The organism is Fervidicoccaceae archaeon (assembly GCA_038734945.1).
GTDB lineage: Archaea > Thermoproteota > Thermoprotei_A > Sulfolobales > Fervidicoccaceae > ARK-14.
Map to the genome: position 1 here is coordinate 129,375 of JAVYOA010000002.1, position 17,402 is coordinate 146,776.

Genomic DNA, 17,402 nt, shown 5'->3' on the forward strand with positions numbered 1-17,402 from the left:
TTCACCTCGCCTCCTCTGGAATTTCTCCTCTTGCTTCAGCTTCTCCATGAGTTCTGAAATAGAGAATAACAATTGATACGGCAATGAGAAGTTCTGCAGAAGCAATTAGGATAGATAGAAGGGAAAATATTGCTGATGCATAAGGGTAGATCGTCCCTATTAGAATTAAATAGAGGAGCGAGCCATTGAACATGACTTCGATGCCGAGCATCATCTTTACCAATGACCTCGATGAGAAAACCACTCCAAGTCCTAATGCTAGAAGAAGTGAGGCTGCTATTTTATAGAGTTCAATTAGAAGCTCGCTCATTCACTATCACCTTTCCTCTTTGCTATGTAGATTGCAGAAATGGCCGTGAACAGAAATGCGGCAGATATAATGAAAAGTTGAAAAGTGAAGTCTTCTGCTAGGAAAGCAGACAGAGTTGCAGCAGTAATCACAGTTGGTCCAACCTCGTAGCCTAACTGCTCCATAACCGTTGTGAGCAGGAAGTAGAACACTATAAATGCAATAACTGAAATGATTAGAGGCTTATAGATAGATTCTGACTTCACTCTCTGATCTCCCATCATTGAGAGCGAAACTATGAAGAACATGACAGATGCTCCAACATATACTATGAGCTGTGCTGCCGCAATTACTTGATATCCAAGAAAAGCTATAAGAGCTGAAACTGAGATGCCTATTCCTGCGAGCATGAAGGCATTATAAACGAGAGATTTTTCCTTTATCATGAGGGCTGCCAGAGCCCCGGATACAAATACTATTGAAGCTATGCTGAAATATATGCTCAGGGTAGGTATGCTACCTAATAGGCTCATAGATTAATCCCCTCTTGTCATCAACTTTTACTCTATACATCCTAACATTTCCTGTGAGCAATTGGGTATCAGGATCAACTGTGAACTTCTCTCCTATGTAGAGCATGCTTTCTCCGCTTTCGAAAACCACATCGTGAGTTCTGGCATGCTTCAGGGCATTTTCAGGACATATGTCTACGCAATATCCGCAGAAAACACATCTCTCATAGTTTATCGCCGGCCTGAGCTTTTTTTCCTGCGGTTGAAACATCTTCATTGCTGATGCCGGACATATTCTGGCACAGAGGGAGCATCCTATGCACTTCTGGTCATCAAGTACAATGAAGCCTCTATATCCCTCCTGTGGAATTTCCTTAACTATTGGATATCTATAGGTTATTCTTATCGGCCTTATGAACAGCTTCGCCCCAAGCATTATTGCCTTTAAGTGATTTCTGGCCTTGCTCAACAAAGAGAGATTTCTAGTAGAAACACTCTTCTCAACGTATTTTCCTCCCATCTAAATCACCTGCTGAATTGCTACAAATGCTGATCCCCAAATCAGTCCTGCTACAGCAACGAAAAACCAGAACTTCCATGCTCCTCCAAGTGCTTGATCTATTCTAAGCCTCCCGTATATTGCTCTAGTGAACACCATTGTGAGGGATACAACTATTGTCTTCAAAACAACTATTGTTCCAGGTAAAATGACATTCGAAATGAATGCATGACCAGGCAAGGCAATTAGCGGATACCATCCTCCGAGGAAAAGAAGTGTGAATATCAAGTTATAGACGAACATTCTTGTATAGGAAATGCCCATGCTCAACCCATAGAGCAAACCGCTGTATTCAGTATAAGCACCCATAACTATTTCGGCCTCTGCCTCAGCTATGTCAAAGGGAAATCTTCCAGTCGCCATCAGAACAGCTACATAGAACGCAACAGCTGCAATGGGATTTATAATTATCCCCCAGATCTTTTGCTGCGCTGAAACTGCTTCTATAAAATTGGATGTTCCGTAGATAATGACTGCTCCAACTGCTGAGAGGATTATTATGAGCTCATAAGCTGCGATCAGAAAGCTTTCCCTTGCTCCGCCTATTAGCGAGAACTTGTTATTGCTGGCCCACGCCGCCAATATGCTGAAAATTGGAGCCAGTGTGGTAATTGCAAGAGCTACAAAAATTGAGTTGTTCATTGGTGATGGAAGATATATTGGAGAAATGGGTATAGAGGCCACTGGAAGTAGGGAAATGACAAATCCTGCTATTGGTGCTATTAGATATGGAAGTGTATCGGCTGTTCTTGGAATGATTATCTCCTGGAATGTATATCTCATGAGATCGGCAAGCAGCTGGATTGCTCCTCCTATTTTTGGGGAGATTTCCAGCGGACCATATCTCATCTGGATCCTTCCAGCAATTTTTCTCTCAGCCCAAATGAGAATGATTAGAGCTATGAGAATCGTTATGAGGCCTGGGGCTATGAGTAAATAGAAAATTGGAGGCCATAGAATTAGATTTTTCAGAAAGATGATCACACCTTCAAGCATCACCTATCAGCCTCCGGCGGAAAATAGTCTATGCTTCCATAAATGGCAGGCAAATCTGCCAACCTCTCGCCCACTGGAAGATACTTGAACAAGATTGAGTTCCTGAAGGATGGAGTGACAACTCTGACTCTGTATGGCCTGGGATCTCCAGTGCTCTCAATGTAAAAGAATATCTCTCCTCTTCCCTCCTCAACTCTCCCATATGATCTACCTGGAGGAGGTCTCAAGTTGGCGAAGAGAGATGGAAGCTTGACTCTTCTCTCTGCATTTAATACATCTTTCATTTTACTGGTGAACAGCTTTAGATACTTTTCATTGAGTACAGGACCTTCTGGAATTGACTTCATGAGCTGTCTAAGTATTGATATGCTTTGCCTTATCTCATCGAATCTCTGGAAAGTTCGAGCAAGAGCATCTCCCTCTCTGTAAACAGGAACCTCGAAATCAACAAAGGAATAAGCCCCATAAGGCTCTTCGACCCTGACATCATAGCTCACTCCGCTCGCTCGTAGGTTTGGACCAGTTACTCCGAGCTCTATGGCTCTCTCCTTGCTCAGGACACCCACATTCTCAAGCCTGCTCCTTATTATTGGATTGTTGACGAACATTACCTCATAGTCCTTCAGCCTTCTCTCAATATAATTTAATCCTCTTTCCAGCTCCTCGAAGAAAGCTGGAGAAACATCCCTCCTAACGCCTCCAGGAATGTGATAGCTATGTGTCAATCTCGATCCAGTTATTCTCTCCGCAAGCTGTACCATTATTTCTCTATCTCCAAAGAACCACATATATCCAGTTGAAGATCCTATCATTATGGCAAATATCCCCATCCCATAGAGATGACTGGATATTCTGTTTATCTCGCTGAGGATGGTTCTAAGATATAAAGCTCTTGGAGGAACTTCTATACCGAGAAGCTTCTCCAGGGCAATGATATATGCCTGCGTTACGTTGCCAGCATCCAGAATAGCCAGCCTCTCAAAGAGAACTGAATTCTTTATCCATTCCTTGCTTTCACTTAGCTTCTCCATAGTCCTGTGAACGTAGCCTAGGTCTGGATCGCTCTCAACAATTATGTCTCCGTCCAGCTTCACAATTATTCTCATATGTCCGCTGCTGGGATGCTGAGGACCGAAGAATAGGATCATCGTCCTATCGTCTATTCTTTTGCTTAGAATTCCTCCTCCTATTTCACTTGCTTGGCCCACTCTTTACCTCCTCCCTTCTCCTCAACATGATGTCCTCTTCTGGAACCTTGAAGTCCTTGAGAAGAGGATGTACTCCTGCAAAGTCTTCAGGATCAAGGAGAATGTTCCTCAGATCTGGATGCCCTTCAAAATTTATTCCAAACATCTCAAAAGCCTCTCTCTCCTGGAACTCAACAGAGGGCCAAATCTTTATGAGAGAAGGCATTCTAGGTTCCTTTCTATCGAGCCTCACTCTTATTTCCAGAACCTTTGGTTGAAGATCCTTGACGCTGTAGCTGGAAACGTGTATTATAACATGTATTTCATTGGTCTTCGGGTAGTCAACTGCGCTTAGAGATATCACATGATCGTATCCCTTTTCCCTGAGAGAGCGCGCGATTGAGAGAATTTCTTGAGGATTTTCAACGAAGATCTGTGCTTCTTTAGCTTGGCTTGATTCCTTTGCTTGACCAACAGATTCGCCTGACATTATCTGCACCTCTAATCTTGAAGTACCTGCTTAGTAGCGAGTCTCAAGCTTGTCATTCTTTTCTGCAGTGTGCTCACTGCATTCGTAACAGCCTCAGGTCTTGGAGGACAGCCGGGAATGTAGACTTCAATGGGCAAGATCTCCCTAGGTCTAACAATGTTATAGCTATTGAAAAATATTCCCCCATCAATGGCACAAGCTCCCATGGCAACAACGAACTTTGGAGAAGGCATTTGTTCATAAACTACCTTCAAAGCTTTTGCCATTTTTCTGGTAATAGTTCCCTCTATAATGATAGAATTAGTGTTTCTCACATGAGTAAATGGCAGCGAGCCTAGCCTCTCAGTATCTAGCCTTGGGCCGTAACTGGCAGCGAACTCGCAGCCGCAGCATGATGTAGTGAAGTGAACAGGCCATATGCTGTATTTTGTTGCCCACTCTATAATCGGAGAGGCAGGCTTCAACAGAGGCTTTGTTATTCTTTTTATTGTTCTTTCCAGCGATGATAGGAGAGCCATTTTCAATCCCATAACCACTCATCGATTTTTTCAGACAGCTTGAGAGAGAAGAACAGAAAAGGTATAGATAGAACTACAACTGCCAGCAGAAAAGAGAGGAAATTCCAGGCATATAGCTTTGCTGCCGGAGATAAAAGCAGAAGTATCAAGACTATTGGCTCAAAGGATGCAAAAATTATGAAGAATCCAAGATATTGGAGGCCAAGCTTGACACGGGCATCATATTTTGGAATGTTTCCAGCATCGAATCTCGAAGTCTTTATTTCTCCTCCATTCTTCTTCAAAGCAAAGTAGAAGATACCTATAACTACAAGAAGGAGAAGCGTGATGAAAGCAGGAACTATGCCGAACGAGTATGCTGAGGTTATATTCAAACCTCACACCCAACGGCTGAATTATGATTAAAAAAGGCGTATATAAGTATTTTTAATATCGAAATCTATTTATAATTAAAAATTTAAAAAATTATTTCTTTAATTTATCAAATAGTTTTTATGGAGAGAGGAAATCAGAGACCTTTGGAGGCTCTGGTGGGAGACCCTTCCTCTCTCTTATCTTTCTGACAATATCTGACAATATGGAATCTGGAACTGGCGCCCATCTGCTGAATTCTAGTCCCCAAAATGCCTTTCCTACTGTAGCGCTTCTCAGCTCACTTGCCAAATCAAACGATTCAGCTACTGGAATTTCTGCTATTAGTCTTGTTAGATCCCCTGCTTCAGTGACGTTCAATATCTTGCCCCTCTTTTTCGTCAAGATCGCAGTTACATTGCCCAAATAGCTCATCGGCATTCTGATGTCTAGCTTCTGAATGGGCTCCAGTATGGTTGGCCTTGCTGAGAGCATTCCTGCAAATATGGCGTTTCTCACGGCAGGATATATTTGTGCTGGGCCTCTGTGAGCTGGATCTTCATGGATGACTGCATCATGAAGAACAACCTTCACTCCTCTAACAGGCTCTGCTGCCAGAGGTCCTTCCTTCATTGCTAGTCGGAAAGCTTGAAGAATTGTGTCCTTCACTTCTCTCAAGTACTGCAGACCAGTCGTCTTGTCTACAAATATGTTTATATTTTCATCAACCAGCCAGATTCTCCTTGCTTCATCATAGTCCCATGATGCCTTGTCCCTCAATATCTTTGCTCTGTCTCTGAAATCCTGATCGTTTGTTACCTGTCCCTCCTGTATCAGCTTTATTGTTTCATCGTTCAGAGGCTCCACGCCTATGTAGAATTTGTTGTGCTTGTTTGGGCTCTTCCCTTCGAATACGTCACTAACGCTCCTTATGCTCTCTCTATATACTATGACCGGTGGGGAAGTGGTTACTTCCACTCCGTAGTTGTCCTTGAGAAAGGTCAGAGCTATTTCCAGATGAAGGGGACCCATTCCAGAAAGCAGGTACTCTCCTGTTTCTTCATTTATCTTGACAACGAGGTTTGGATCCTCTATGCTTAACCTATGTAGGCTTTCGATGAGCTTTGGTAGATCCTTGGTGTTCTTCGGCTCTACAGCTACAGTCACAACAGGCTCACTAACGTAATGGAGTCTCTCAAATGGGGCCATCTCATCTTTAAATGCTATATCCACAACAGTTTCTCCTGCCCTTGCCTTATCTAGACCAAGGACGGCTAGAATGTTCCCAGCGCTTATGACATCGGCTACTTCTCGTGTTGGACCCATGTACAGGCTAACCTGCAGAACTCTCTGCGGAATTTTAGAGTTCACGAGCCATACTTCTTTCCCGCTCTCCATTTTGCCAGAGAAAAGCCTTCCAGTTGCCACGAGCCCAGCATGGGGATCCACCCTCATATCGCTGATCAGCATAACTGTTGGGCCATTGACATCCGCTTCCAACATAGCTTTGCCCAGAGGAGAGCTCACATCCCCCTTCCAGATCTTTGGAATTCTGTACCTCTGCGCCTCCCTGGGATTTGGAACGAATTTTATAACCATATCCAACAAGGCCTCAGCTACGGGAACTCTTCTGGAAAGCTCCTCTATTGCCTCCTTGCCTCTATTGTAAGCATCAATCACATCTGATAGCTTTAGGCCGGTTTTCATTGAAACGGGAATGGTGAATCCCCATTTTTCCTTGGCAGAACCAAATGCCACCTGTCCCTTTGCTGGATCAAGGAGCCATTTGTCTCTGAATTCAGGCTCAGCTTGACTCATTATCAGCTTGTTTACCTCTCTAATTATTTCTACGAATCTCTGCTGAATCTGGTTTGGCGTGTATTTGAGTTCTTTTATCAGTCTATCAACCTTGTTGATGAACAGAAGAGGCCTAACCCTTTCCTCGAGAGCCTGTCTGAGAACTGTTTCTGTTTGCGTCATTATCCCCTCAACAGCATCCACTACTACTATTGCTCCATCGAGAACTCTCAGGCTCCTGGTGACCTTCCCAGTAAAGTCAACGTGCCCTGGTGTATCTATAAGGTTTATGACATATGGTTTTCCATCCATCTCATGATACAAACTGACGTTTGCTGCCTTCACAGTTATGCCTCTTTTCTGCTCAACCTCAAGATAGTCTGTAGCAAGTGCCTCTCCTGCAACTTTCTGCGATATTATTCCAGCAGCTGCCAGCAAGGTATCAGAAGTTGTTGTCTTCCCATGATCCACATGTGCTATAATACCAATGTTCCTTACCTGCTCAAGATTTGACATCATCTTGAGTATATCGGGCACCATTTTGTATTTTACCATTGTCTTTATCACCCATGCTCAATTGGGCTCAGCAAACTCTCATGAGCTATTTATTTAGCTCAATGCTAAGCATTTATTTTAAAAAGATTATAAAGTATTTTTTCAAAGCTAATTCTTGAACTTATCAAAGAATTGCCTCGGCCCAAATTTATTGGATATTGGATCAATGAGATTTCTCCGAAGCACGCTTGGAAAGAGATTTGCGAATCTCGGAAATAAGCTTCTGGGCTTCATTTTTGCTCAATCCTTTCTCCAGCGCAAATATTAGGAAGTCCCTGTGACCCGCTCTCCTTGTTTTCACTATATCCTCAACAACGCTTGCAATCAATTCTTTCGATATATCATCCAGACTGCTTCTAAATTTCAAGATTATTCTTGTTTCTTCTTTCTTTGGTGAAACTACTATGGAGACATCGCTTCCAATTCTAAGAAGAAGATCTGCTACTTCTTTCTCATAGCTGCTGACAAAGGTCATAGAAATAATGAGATGATCTAGATCAGCAAGTGTTGTTCTCTGAAGAGCCTTGAGTCTGGCTATCCTGAGCGACCTATCCTCAATCCCTTTTCCCATGCAATTTCTTACCCTCTCATAATCTATTAGTGAAGAAATTTTTCCTGCCAATTCGAATGTCTTAGAAGTAGCTCTGAAAAATCTCGAAGTATCTGCCAATATTCCCATAAGGAGGAGAACAAGCGTCTTATGATTCCAAGCATTGGTTGGGAGGATCTGGGCGACTATTTCCGATGTTGATGTAGAGATTGAATCCCAATAGTAGCTGTTGACTAGTTGCTTGAGAGTGTTTGAAGAATGGTGATCTATTAGAAATGTATCCTCATTTTTCATGATGGCCTCCACTACTTCCTTTGGCAGCTGCGACTCGGATGCTGTATCTACAATAATAATTGAGGAGCTCTTCAAGAGGGATGCTTCCATCTCTATTCGATAGTTTTCTTCATTCAAATTAACTTGACATTTCTCTAGTGAATTAGAAGCATCGCTTGAAATGCCCATTGGAAAAAAGAGTAAAATTTCCTCACTGCTTTTCAAACCATTCATTTTAAAAAAACTCTTCAGAGCAATAGAAGATGCTATGGCGTCAAGATCAGCGCTTTTGTGAGTCAATATCACCAGGTTTCTGTTTCTCGTCGCCAAATCCTTCAGTTCTTTCTCCAGTACTGAGTTTATCTGAGAGCACCTCCAGTAATTTTTTTGCCTCATCCATTAAACCAGCAATTCTTTCCTCAGCAATAACGGATGGCTGTCTTTCCCTTACATCTACTTCAATTTCCGCTTTTATTTCTCCCCTCAGTTCATCTATATCGAGGGAAAAAATTAAAGAGAGGTCCCCTCCCCTTCTTTTTTTCCTCTCCAGAGCTCTTCCATATTCATCAAGCGCTTTTTCAACTATTTCAGATGTTTTCTCTTTCAAGGTTCAATACCAGTGGGGAATTATGAGCTGGAAGGACCAGCTCCTCTGCTCGTAGCTGTAGCAGCTCTCTGATAGTATTTTGTGAGTAATCCCTTCAATCTTTCCTGAAGAGCCCCTATTTGTTTCTTCAATTCTTCTTCATCTTTCTTGTATTTCTCAACAATTAGCTCATCCGTGCTCTTTCTGTCCTCAAGCTCTTTGACCAGCTTTTCTCTGTCTTCCTCAAAAAGGATATTCCCCACATTTCTATAGACTTTTGAGCCCTGTGGTAGAGATTGAAGAGCTTCGAGAACTCTAGATATCTCCTTGACCTCATTCTCTAGCAATACCCTCTGATTTGTCAAAAGCGTGTATTTCTCCTGCAGTTCATCCAACTGTTGAGCTATCTGCTCAATTTCCGGGGGAACCTTCTCTGCCATGATCCATAAACCTCCTTTCTAAAGCTCCTTCATGCCTTTTTCCCGGGAACTTAATATATCTTAGCATATTCTCTCTGTCTTCAACTTAGAAAATTTCCTTTTAGTTTCTCATTTGCTTTGTTCGTTGCTGTCTGGCCACTCTCCCTCTTCTTCTCTATTGAAGCCCTTTATCCCTTTTTCCTTCGATTCTATCATTTTTTTGGCTAATTCCGGATTGAGCCTGAAGTCCTCAGCCTTTTTCCCGGTAGAAGGGCCAAGAATCATGCCTTCTCCAGGCTTTATGTAAATTTCATGGGAGGATAGGTCGTGATTCGTCTGTCTCATCTTCTCTATTAGAACAAACCTTCTTAGCAATCCCTTCGAGAGTATCTTTTTGAACCTTATAATTCCATCTGCTATGTGTTCCAATCCAAAGCCATAGGCAAGGTCTGTAGTTACAGCATATTGGGAAATCAAATAAGCAGTGACATCCCATTTGTTCAGTACTCTCTTCACATAGTAGCTCATTTTCCTAGCCATTGCTGGCCTATCGATCCAAAATGCGCTCATGCTATCGACAACTAGCCTCGTTCTCCCATAACCTAGTTTCTTCTTTGCCTCAATAACTTTGCTGATTAGCTCCTCAATATTCACTTCATTGAGGGTCCACTCGTCCTCCTTTGACTTCATTAGAGCATCAATTATTATTAATTTAGAGTCTTCTATTCCCTTCTTGAAATCCATGTGAAATTGCCTTGCTTGAGCTATAATGCTCTCTCTGCTCTCCTCAGTTGTCACATATATGACTCTATCATTGCTCCTTATCCCTTCCCAAGCGAAGTGAAGGGAGAATATAGTCTTCCCAGTGCCTGGCTCACCTACAATTGAAATGAAAAAGCCTCTTGGAATGCCTCCCTCTATTAGCTCATCAAAGGATTTTATTCCTGTGCTTAGCCTCTCAATCATCTTTCTTCATGTCCCTTCTATGAGCTCCTTTAATTTTTTATTAAAATTTAAATTGTTGACCTAGATATTTTTGATGCCAAATGTGATTTTTCTTAGATCATTCAGATATAGCCGTGGAGTCCAGAGAGACCTTGAGAAGGTACAGATATGAATTAATCAAGGCTCTGAATCCGCTATCTGTTGTGCTTTCTATTGTTAGCTCCAATGCATTTTCTCCGCTCTGGCTGATTATAACCTTTCCCCTCTTTTCATCGGCCTGTGATGCCTCTTCTGGCTTCAAGGACAAAAAGAGGCTGTGTATGAGCTTCGAATTGCTTGAATGAATTGTTAGATTAAGTACGTATTTATTTACTTTCAATTTCTTCACCGAGCTCTAATGTTCTTCTTGGAGAAGTTATTTTGTGATATTTTATTATGGGACCCATGTTTAAGTTTCCAGGTAACTGCTTGAACTTTATGATCTTCAGGGAGGAATTTATGCTAATTTTTATATATTTTCCTTCAGGGGGAAGTGTTAACCCTGTTTGGAAAAGCTGATGAAGTGCAAGAATGAGTGCCCTAGTTTCCTCACTTGCTTCAGGTATTGAATCAACTATTATTTCCCTAATTTTCTCAGCCTCGATGCCGTGATGCCCTGCCTCGCGAGAAAGAGCGACTCCTTTCAGGAAAATTGTGTATGTGTGAAGAATTTTTTTCGAAGCCGATGCTTGAGAAAGATCATAGAGCCTTATTATTGATGGATTTCCCCTCATTTCTCCAATTACAGCCAAGGTCTCAGAATTTTCTGCTAGTGCTTCCTCAACAAGCTCCTGAAAAGTCATCTTACCCCTATTAAGCCTCACAAGCCATGGAGCCAATGAAGTTAAGTCCTTCACAAAGCTACGCGTTCTGGGAGATGGCTCTCTGGAAGTAGTTATGAGTACCTTTTTCTTCACTTTCATCATCTGTTGATAAAATCTGCTTGATTTTAGAAGTTGGGTTGTGCTAGCTTACTCTCTGCACTGTTTTTGGGAAGAGCTTGTTCAGACCGCTTCTTGGAACGTATGACCCCCCGGCCCATACCGAACCGCACTTCTTGCACTTCCATATTCCAACACTTATCCTCACAACCTTACCAGTAATCCCGCAGAAGGGGCATGTGTGTTCAGCATATCTCTTTTCCATAATTTCTTTGTACTGCTTCCTTAGAGTTGAACCGTATCTAGGACCAAATTTTCCCGCAATGCCAACCAATTTAGTTCTGCCCATCTCATACACCGTTCTCTGATTATTCTAATCCACCATCCATTAAACGAGTTAAAAACTGGGTTTATTAAGCTGATCTATGCTGATTCTCTTTGAAGTGTGTCCTCAATGCTTTCTTTTCTTTCATCTTGAGGTTTTTTGTCTGACAGAGCTCTTTCTATTTCCTGTAAATATTTCTGTGCTACTTTCCAAGCTAGATCAATCATAGCATCAATATCTCTCTCATCTAGGGAACCTGTTCCCATTTTCTGCATTCCTGCTATTACTCCTTCTTCCGTAAAGGATACGGAGAGCCTGGCATCTGATACGTATTCTTCCTCCTCAGTTGGATCAGCTACATAGTAGCTTCCAATTTTAGCAATTGTAGCAGTTATCACTTTTTTTGTTAGTTTCAGGTTGCCTCTATATCCTTCCTTTTTTGTCAAAAAGCCCAAATCGCCTATCTCATAGTTTGGTATCTTTGCTCTGGATAGAGCCACCAGAGTAGCTATTGCTGAGGCATCTATCAAGTTTCCCGAATGATTCAGGACATATATGTCATTCCAGACAACAAGCACTTTCTGTCCTGGCAATATTGCAAGGTCCTTGAGATCAATCGCCTTTGTCTCTCTGTAAGATCTGTCTATTATCCTTGCCAGCTCATAAGCGTTTTCATCAGGCGGCCCTGGCTCAAAGAGGGGGGAGGCAAGAGGGACAAATTCTGCATTTATCATAAGAACTCCCTCATCTGGCTGATCCGGATAAGGACTTCCGGGCTCCATTTTTATGCCAACAAGAACAACGGTATCTCCGAGATTGACGAGAGCTGAACCATCGCTTTTTTCTATATAGTCTGGAACTATGGAAATTCTTCTTATGTCATCCAATCCTCTTCCATCAGCTCGTTTCCCAACTTCCAGCAGCGAGAGTATTGTTTCTTTCTGTATCTTTGGTACTAGAGGATATGTGCTAGGAGTAACGCTCATGCGCTTTCAGCCTCCTTCTCTTCTTCAGTCATTCTAGCATAATTATCTCTGAGAGTCTGTTTTTGAATGAGGTATATTTCCCTAATTGCCTTCGTAGCCATTCTCAAGGCTTCCTTGAACTCATCTCTCGTGAGAGAGCCGTTCAGCTGCAAAAGCACTATCTTTCCTAAATTGGGCATCATGGCTACAGGCATATCAGCCTCCCCTCCACTATCTTCAGCTTCATTTATATCCAGCACAAGTTTTCCATTCACTTTACCTACAGCGACGCCTGCTATCAGATCCCTCATTGGTATTCCAGCATCAGCCAATGCTAAGCTAGCAGCAGTCAGACTAGTAGTCCTGGTCCCTCCATCAGCCTGTAGAACCTCTATGAAGATATCGATTGTGGTCCTTGGATAGAGTTCGGTGAATATTGATGATTCTAGCGATTCCCTAATAACCTTTGATAGCTCAACCTCTCTCCTCGTGGGAGCAGGTGACTTCCTCTCTGTTGTGCTGAATGGAGCCATGTGATATCTTACCCTCAAAATAGCCCTGTCTGGAAGGGTCATGTGTCTGGGAAGAGCTTCTCTTGGACCGTATACAGCTGCTATGACTGTTGTCTTTCCATAGGATACAAGAGCTGAGCCCTGAGCATTCTTGAGAACTCCAACGCTCATTGAAATTGGTCTCATTTGATCTGGTCTCCTTCCGTCGATTCTCAACCCGTCTTCATTTATTAGCTTCATATTTCCCTTAACTATTTCCTATCACCTCTTCTTGCTTTTTCCTCACGTATGAATTCCAAGATATTAGAGATGCCGATCACAGATATGTCAGAAGAATCGATCTTTTTCAACGCTAATATAGCTATGTCCTCCAGAATGGGATCTTTTCCATACAGCCAAATTCTGCCGTTGTTTCCAACGAAGATGCTGGTTTCGGTTTCTTTAGCGATCAATTCTACAAGGGTTCTTTTTCTAAATAGGAGTAAATTTGCTACTCTAGACGAGAGCTCAATGACCTTTCCTTGGGTAATTTTGCCGAGTCCCTTTCCTCTCATTGTGAGGACGGGATCTCTTAGTCTGTCAAAAGCAAGAACTCTTAGGAGAACGTGATCCCCTATGCTTAGGAACTTTCTCAATGTATCCACTGTTGCTTGAGTCTGCCTGAGAAGGGTCTCACCAACTGGAAGCTGCCCCTCATAGGGGCTATTTATGTCCACAGTCCAATATGTGGGACCAACATCGGTTATCAGTCCTACTACCATGTCATTCGGCTTCGGAATGTAAGCATGTTCCATGGGAATTAAGTAAACTTTGTCTTCCTTTATCTCTGCCAAGCCAATAATGCTTGAATAGTATTTGTTTCCTTCCTTGTATAGATAAACGCTGTTAGTTTCTATTTTTCCCTCAGCTATTAAATCTCCGGGAAGCACGATATCCCTCTGTTGTATGTAAAACACTGGCCTCGGAATTTCACTCAACTTTCAACACCTTTACGCTAACTTCTCCTTTTGTGAGTTTATTTAGCTTGTCTATAACCTCCTCCTGTAGTCCAGCTGGAATTTCCAGCTCGATCAGTACACTGCCGTCATTTTTCCAATCGACCTTGTGAGTTATTCCCAGGCTCTTTGCTTCACTGAATGCTCTGCTGGAATGCTCGGGGGGTATCGTAATCTCGAGAATGGCCCTTGCCATTTTTATTGGCATGAGCCTCGAGATCGCTTTAACAACAGCTATGGCCTGCTCTTCAACGGATTTGTAGATATCTATTCCAATTCTTGCTTCCTCCATTGCCTTCTCAATTCTCTGCGGCGGAATGGGGAGCTTTGTTTTTGGATCGATGGCATTTCTGGATATGTAAGTTACTATTAGTTTCTTCTTCGATTCAAGCATTTTCCTTCTCTGCTCGGTAGTAAGCTGGAGCTCTCCTTCCTTCAATATCTTCTCTGCTACAGTCTTGAAATCCTCTGTGCCAAAAACTGATTTTATGTCCTCAGGAGAGGCTTTTAGACCCTTCCTAACGTCCTTATAGATGAATTCGCTCTTGACTACTTCCTCAATGCCTGGTTTTCCGCTCTCTCTATATTGGAAAGCGAGATTGGGGTCGACTAATATTTCGAAGTGCTTTCCCTTGTGATCATATTTTGCTACAATATATTCTTTTGAGGACATCTCCTTTCACTTCAGCTCTTTTTCTAGGTTATTTATTACTAATATCTTTGCTTGTTTCACGTACATTATGAATTTCAATTTTTTCCTTTTAAAGAAATTTAGAGAGAAGTTCCAACTTACAGCACAAACAAAAAGAAAGATTATAAACTGTTGAGTTTGTAGAATATAGCAGGTTCAGAATGAGGCTGAGAGGGCAATGTCTTCAATTGCTCGAAGTGGCAAGCTAATAGATCTAGAAGACGGTATTACGCTTGAAGTGCTGGAGGAAAGGGAAAATTTCTTGATAGGAAGGAAAGAAATAGAGGGGATTGTTTATCATGGAGGCAAGGGAACCCCAGCTATTCCTTCACTCAGGGAGAAGATTTCCAAGAAGCTCGGCGTAGATTTGAAACAAACATACATACGATCACTTAAAACAGAGTATGGTGCTGCTAGGAGTAGGATCCTCCTTCATATTTACAAAGCACCCAAGCTTGCCAGCGAATATGAGCCAAAACACATAATTGAGAGGAATAAAACACTCCAGGAGGAAATAGAAGAAGCGGAAAAGAGGGGATAATTTCTTGGCCGAGATTCACAATCTCTATGAATTCGACTACAAAACTGGAAAAATTAGGCTGAAAAACAGGAAATGTCCAAGATGTGGAGGCATAATGGCTTTCCACAGGGAGCCAGTCCAAAGGTGGTATTGTGGAGCATGTGGCTACACGGAATTCTCAACGGGAGAAAGGTGAGGGTTTTAGGAATAGAGTCAACAGCACATACTCTTGGAATCGGAATTGCGCAGAATTACCCTCCATATATTTTGTCAAATGAAAAAAGCAAATATGAACCTGTCTTAGGAGGAATTCATCCCAGAGAAGCTTCAAGAAATCATGCTGAAAAGATAGGTGAAGTTCTAAAGAGCGCCCTCAATAAGGCAAATCTAACGATAAAAGACATTGATGCAATAGCGGTTGCCCTGGGGCCAGGAATGGGGCCATGCTTGAGAGTTGGTGCTACAGCAGCGCGAGCCCTAGCTTCCTATTATGATAAAAAGCTGGTTCCTGTGAACCATAGTATAGCACATATAGAGATTGGCAATCTTTTATCCGGATTCGAAGACCCATTAATCATCTATGTTTCTGGGGGAAACACGAGCATAGTAGCTTACGGACAGAAGAGATATAGAGTTTTTGGAGAGACGCAGGATATAGCTCTTGGAAATCTAAGAGATGTATTTGCAAGAGAAGCGGGAATTGCTCCACCTTACATAGTAAATGGATGGCATGCTCTCGATCTCTGTGCAAGAAGGTCTCAAACCAAGGAGATACTAGATCTGCCCTACATAGTAAAGGGGCAGGATGTATCCTATGCAGGTCTATTGACTTCCGCTCTGAAGAAACTAAGGGAGGGCTATAAGCTGGAAGATATCTGCTATTCTGTTGTTGAAATAAGCTTTTCAATGATTACGGAAGTTGCGGAGAGGGGCCTCGCACATACCAGGAAACAGGAAGTGCTTCTGACTGGAGGTGTATCGGCAAGCCAAATACTGGATGAAAAGGTCAAGCTCATGGCTGAAAGTCACGGTGCAAGGTACTATAACGTACCACCAGCTTATGCTGGAGACAATGGAGCAATGATAGCTTGGACAGGAGTTCTTGCATATCTCAGCGGAGTTTCAATAGATCCGCGAGAAGCAACTATCGATCAGCGATGGAGAATAGAAGAGGTAGAGATTCCTTGGAGAAACTGAAGATTGCCCCCCTATCATGGGGAGCAGAATCCAACTTATACCTGGGACATTATTTAGGAAGAAAGGTTGTGGTGAAGGAGAGAATCAGGAAACCCTACATGCCACCAAAGCTATCAGAAAGGTTAGTTAGAGAGAGAACAATTTCCGAGGCCAGAATATTATGGGAGGCAAATTTGATAGGTGTAAAGGCTCCTCTTCCTCTAAAGGTGGAACCTGAAGCCGGAGTAATAATAATGAGCTACATAGAGGGGAAACTGCTGAGAGATATGATTTTCGCTGGAGAAAACGAACAGCTAATCAGGGAAATAATGAGAATTGTAGGAGAATATGTTGCGAAGCTCCACAATTTTCATATAATACATGGCGATCTCACAACTTCAAACATCATCTATAAGACTGAAGCAGGTCCATTCATAATTGACTTCGGGCTAAGCTTCCGTTCAAAACGAGTTGAAGATAAGGCAATGGATTTAAGAGTTTTGGAGAGAGCCGTTGAGAGCACCCATCCTGAGCATAAAGATGAGCTAATGCCCCTTTTCTATGAGAAATATTTTTCGGAAGTAAATGAGAGTGAATTGATTGGGAAAAGCTTGGAAGAAATTAGACTTAGAGGAAGATATATAAAGGAGAGGCAGAAGCAATGAGGCTGTTTATCCTAACACACAACGATTCGAAATTCTCCGAGATCGCTGAGGTTCTACTAGAATATGGAATTGAAGCTATTCAGCTTAGAAAGAAAAAGTTCGAGATTCAGGCAGATGAAGTTTCTGAAATAGCTTTCAGAGCAGCAGAGCACGAGTGCAGAGAGCTCAACACTCCCATAGCTGTAGATGATACAGCACTATATATAGAGGCTTTGAGGGGATTTCCTGGGCCCTATGCAGAATATGTTTTTAGAACAATAGGTATTTCAGGTATCTTGAAGCTGATGGAAGGGAAAAATAATAGAAAAGCACGCTTCGTTACTGCTGTAGCATATTGCAATGGAAGATCTGTGAGGGTTTTTGAGGGGATCCTTGAAGGAACTATATCTGATGAAGCTAGAGGTGAGTTTGGTTTTGGATTCGATCCAATTTTTATCCCCGAAGGTAGTTTAAAGACTCTTGCAGAAATGACCATAGCGGAAAAAAACATGATCAGTCATAGGGCTGTAGCTTTTAGAAAGCTTGCTGAATGGCTAAATAATAATAAAGAATAAAATTCTCAGTTTTTCTTGAGCAATGATGATGGAAACCTCTTGACCGACATTA

General features: G+C 42.2%; 25 protein-coding genes. 5 read left to right on the plus strand and 20 right to left on the minus strand.

What is annotated here, in order from left to right; translation table 11 throughout:
* Position 1 precedes the first annotated feature (1 nt).
* The 20 genes from QXR92_01890 to QXR92_01985 form a co-directional block, all read right to left on the minus strand.
* On the minus strand, positions 2–310 hold the full coding sequence (locus QXR92_01890; GenBank protein ID MEM0318760.1) for an NADH-quinone oxidoreductase subunit K: 309 nt from the start codon (positions 308–310) through the stop codon (positions 2–4).
* Positions 307–822 (minus strand): NADH-quinone oxidoreductase subunit J, encoded by a 516-nt coding sequence (locus QXR92_01895; GenBank protein MEM0318761.1) that lies wholly within the window; start codon positions 820–822, stop codon positions 307–309. Before QXR92_01895 ends, QXR92_01890 begins: the two co-directional genes overlap by 4 nt.
* Positions 806–1,321, minus strand: a complete 516-nt coding sequence (locus QXR92_01900) for an NADH-quinone oxidoreductase subunit I (GenBank protein ID MEM0318762.1) — start codon at positions 1,319–1,321, stop codon at positions 806–808. Before QXR92_01900 ends, QXR92_01895 begins: the two co-directional genes overlap by 17 nt.
* Positions 1,322–2,356, minus strand: coding sequence for an NADH-quinone oxidoreductase subunit NuoH (gene nuoH / locus QXR92_01905; GenBank protein ID MEM0318763.1), 1,035 nt, complete (start codon positions 2,354–2,356; stop codon positions 1,322–1,324).
* Positions 2,356–3,564 (minus strand): NADH-quinone oxidoreductase subunit D, encoded by a 1,209-nt coding sequence (locus QXR92_01910; protein ID MEM0318764.1) that lies wholly within the window; start codon positions 3,562–3,564, stop codon positions 2,356–2,358. The genes nuoH and QXR92_01910 overlap by 1 nt, the downstream gene beginning before the upstream one ends.
* Positions 3,548–4,033 carry an NADH-quinone oxidoreductase subunit C gene (locus tag QXR92_01915; GenBank protein MEM0318765.1) on the minus strand — a complete coding sequence of 162 codons (486 nt, stop codon included), beginning with the start codon at positions 4,031–4,033 and terminating at the stop codon, positions 3,548–3,550. Before QXR92_01915 ends, QXR92_01910 begins: the two co-directional genes overlap by 17 nt.
* A gap of 11 nt (positions 4,034–4,044) precedes the next feature.
* Positions 4,045–4,563: an NADH-quinone oxidoreductase subunit NuoB gene (nuoB, locus tag QXR92_01920; GenBank protein ID MEM0318766.1), complete on the minus strand. Its 519-nt coding sequence runs from the start codon at positions 4,561–4,563 to the stop codon at positions 4,045–4,047.
* Entirely contained in the window at positions 4,554–4,925 is a 372-nt protein-coding gene (locus QXR92_01925) for a hypothetical protein (protein MEM0318767.1), read from the minus strand. The genes nuoB and QXR92_01925 overlap by 10 nt, the downstream gene beginning before the upstream one ends.
* A gap of 118 nt (positions 4,926–5,043) precedes the next feature.
* On the minus strand, positions 5,044–7,254 hold the full coding sequence (locus tag QXR92_01930; protein MEM0318768.1) for an elongation factor EF-2: 2,211 nt from the start codon (positions 7,252–7,254) through the stop codon (positions 5,044–5,046).
* A gap of 163 nt (positions 7,255–7,417) precedes the next feature.
* The gene (locus QXR92_01935; GenBank protein ID MEM0318769.1) at positions 7,418–8,473 is read right to left on the minus strand and encodes a DHH family phosphoesterase; all 1,056 of its coding nucleotides are present in this window, start codon (positions 8,471–8,473) and stop codon (positions 7,418–7,420) included.
* A complete protein-coding gene (locus QXR92_01940; GenBank protein ID MEM0318770.1) occupies positions 8,358–8,684 on the minus strand; it encodes a hypothetical protein in 327 nt (108 codons plus the stop codon). The genes QXR92_01935 and QXR92_01940 overlap by 116 nt, the downstream gene beginning before the upstream one ends.
* 20 nt (positions 8,685–8,704) lie before the next feature.
* Positions 8,705–9,103 carry a prefoldin subunit beta gene (locus tag QXR92_01945; protein MEM0318771.1) on the minus strand — a complete coding sequence of 133 codons (399 nt, stop codon included), beginning with the start codon at positions 9,101–9,103 and terminating at the stop codon, positions 8,705–8,707.
* Between the two features lie 108 nt (positions 9,104–9,211).
* Complete coding sequence (locus tag QXR92_01950) at positions 9,212–10,048, minus strand: KaiC domain-containing protein (protein ID MEM0318772.1); 837 nt, start codon at positions 10,046–10,048, stop codon at positions 9,212–9,214.
* Positions 10,049–10,145: 97 nt separating this feature from the next.
* Complete coding sequence (locus tag QXR92_01955; GenBank protein ID MEM0318773.1) at positions 10,146–10,406, minus strand: KEOPS complex subunit Pcc1; 261 nt, start codon at positions 10,404–10,406, stop codon at positions 10,146–10,148.
* Entirely contained in the window at positions 10,393–10,983 is a 591-nt protein-coding gene (locus QXR92_01960) for a hypothetical protein (GenBank protein MEM0318774.1), read from the minus strand. The genes QXR92_01955 and QXR92_01960 overlap by 14 nt, the downstream gene beginning before the upstream one ends.
* Before the next feature lie 49 nt (positions 10,984–11,032).
* The gene (locus QXR92_01965; GenBank protein ID MEM0318775.1) at positions 11,033–11,296 is read right to left on the minus strand and encodes a 50S ribosomal protein L37ae; all 264 of its coding nucleotides are present in this window, start codon (positions 11,294–11,296) and stop codon (positions 11,033–11,035) included.
* A 74-nt stretch (positions 11,297–11,370) separates the two neighbouring features.
* The gene (rrp42, locus tag QXR92_01970; GenBank protein ID MEM0318776.1) at positions 11,371–12,258 is read right to left on the minus strand and encodes an exosome complex protein Rrp42; all 888 of its coding nucleotides are present in this window, start codon (positions 12,256–12,258) and stop codon (positions 11,371–11,373) included.
* Positions 12,255–12,989: an exosome complex exonuclease Rrp41 gene (gene rrp41 / locus QXR92_01975; protein ID MEM0318777.1), complete on the minus strand. Its 735-nt coding sequence runs from the start codon at positions 12,987–12,989 to the stop codon at positions 12,255–12,257. Before rrp41 ends, rrp42 begins: the two co-directional genes overlap by 4 nt.
* A gap of 11 nt (positions 12,990–13,000) precedes the next feature.
* The gene (gene rrp4 / locus QXR92_01980) at positions 13,001–13,726 is read right to left on the minus strand and encodes an exosome complex RNA-binding protein Rrp4 (protein ID MEM0318778.1); all 726 of its coding nucleotides are present in this window, start codon (positions 13,724–13,726) and stop codon (positions 13,001–13,003) included.
* Positions 13,719–14,417, minus strand: coding sequence for a ribosome assembly factor SBDS (locus tag QXR92_01985; GenBank protein MEM0318779.1), 699 nt, complete (start codon positions 14,415–14,417; stop codon positions 13,719–13,721). The genes rrp4 and QXR92_01985 overlap by 8 nt, the downstream gene beginning before the upstream one ends.
* 196 nt (positions 14,418–14,613) lie before the next feature.
* On the opposite strand from QXR92_01985, the gene QXR92_01990 reads away from it, so the two are divergent.
* Genes QXR92_01990 through QXR92_02010 form a run of 5 tightly spaced genes read left to right on the plus strand, consistent with a single transcriptional unit; the run spans position 14,614 to position 17,350 of the window.
* Positions 14,614–14,976, plus strand: coding sequence for a hypothetical protein (locus QXR92_01990; protein ID MEM0318780.1), 363 nt, complete (start codon positions 14,614–14,616; stop codon positions 14,974–14,976).
* Between the two features lie 4 nt (positions 14,977–14,980).
* Positions 14,981–15,151 carry a 30S ribosomal protein S27ae gene (locus QXR92_01995; protein MEM0318781.1) on the plus strand — a complete coding sequence of 57 codons (171 nt, stop codon included), beginning with the start codon at positions 14,981–14,983 and terminating at the stop codon, positions 15,149–15,151.
* Positions 15,115–16,152 carry a KEOPS complex N(6)-L-threonylcarbamoyladenine synthase Kae1 gene (kae1, locus tag QXR92_02000; protein ID MEM0318782.1) on the plus strand — a complete coding sequence of 346 codons (1,038 nt, stop codon included), beginning with the start codon at positions 15,115–15,117 and terminating at the stop codon, positions 16,150–16,152. The genes QXR92_01995 and kae1 overlap by 37 nt, the downstream gene beginning before the upstream one ends.
* Entirely contained in the window at positions 16,140–16,796 is a 657-nt protein-coding gene (locus QXR92_02005; protein ID MEM0318783.1) for a Kae1-associated kinase Bud32, read from the plus strand. Before kae1 ends, QXR92_02005 begins: the two co-directional genes overlap by 13 nt.
* Positions 16,793–17,350, plus strand: coding sequence for an XTP/dITP diphosphatase (locus tag QXR92_02010; protein MEM0318784.1), 558 nt, complete (start codon positions 16,793–16,795; stop codon positions 17,348–17,350). Before QXR92_02005 ends, QXR92_02010 begins: the two co-directional genes overlap by 4 nt.
* Positions 17,351–17,402: the final 52 nt, after the last annotated feature.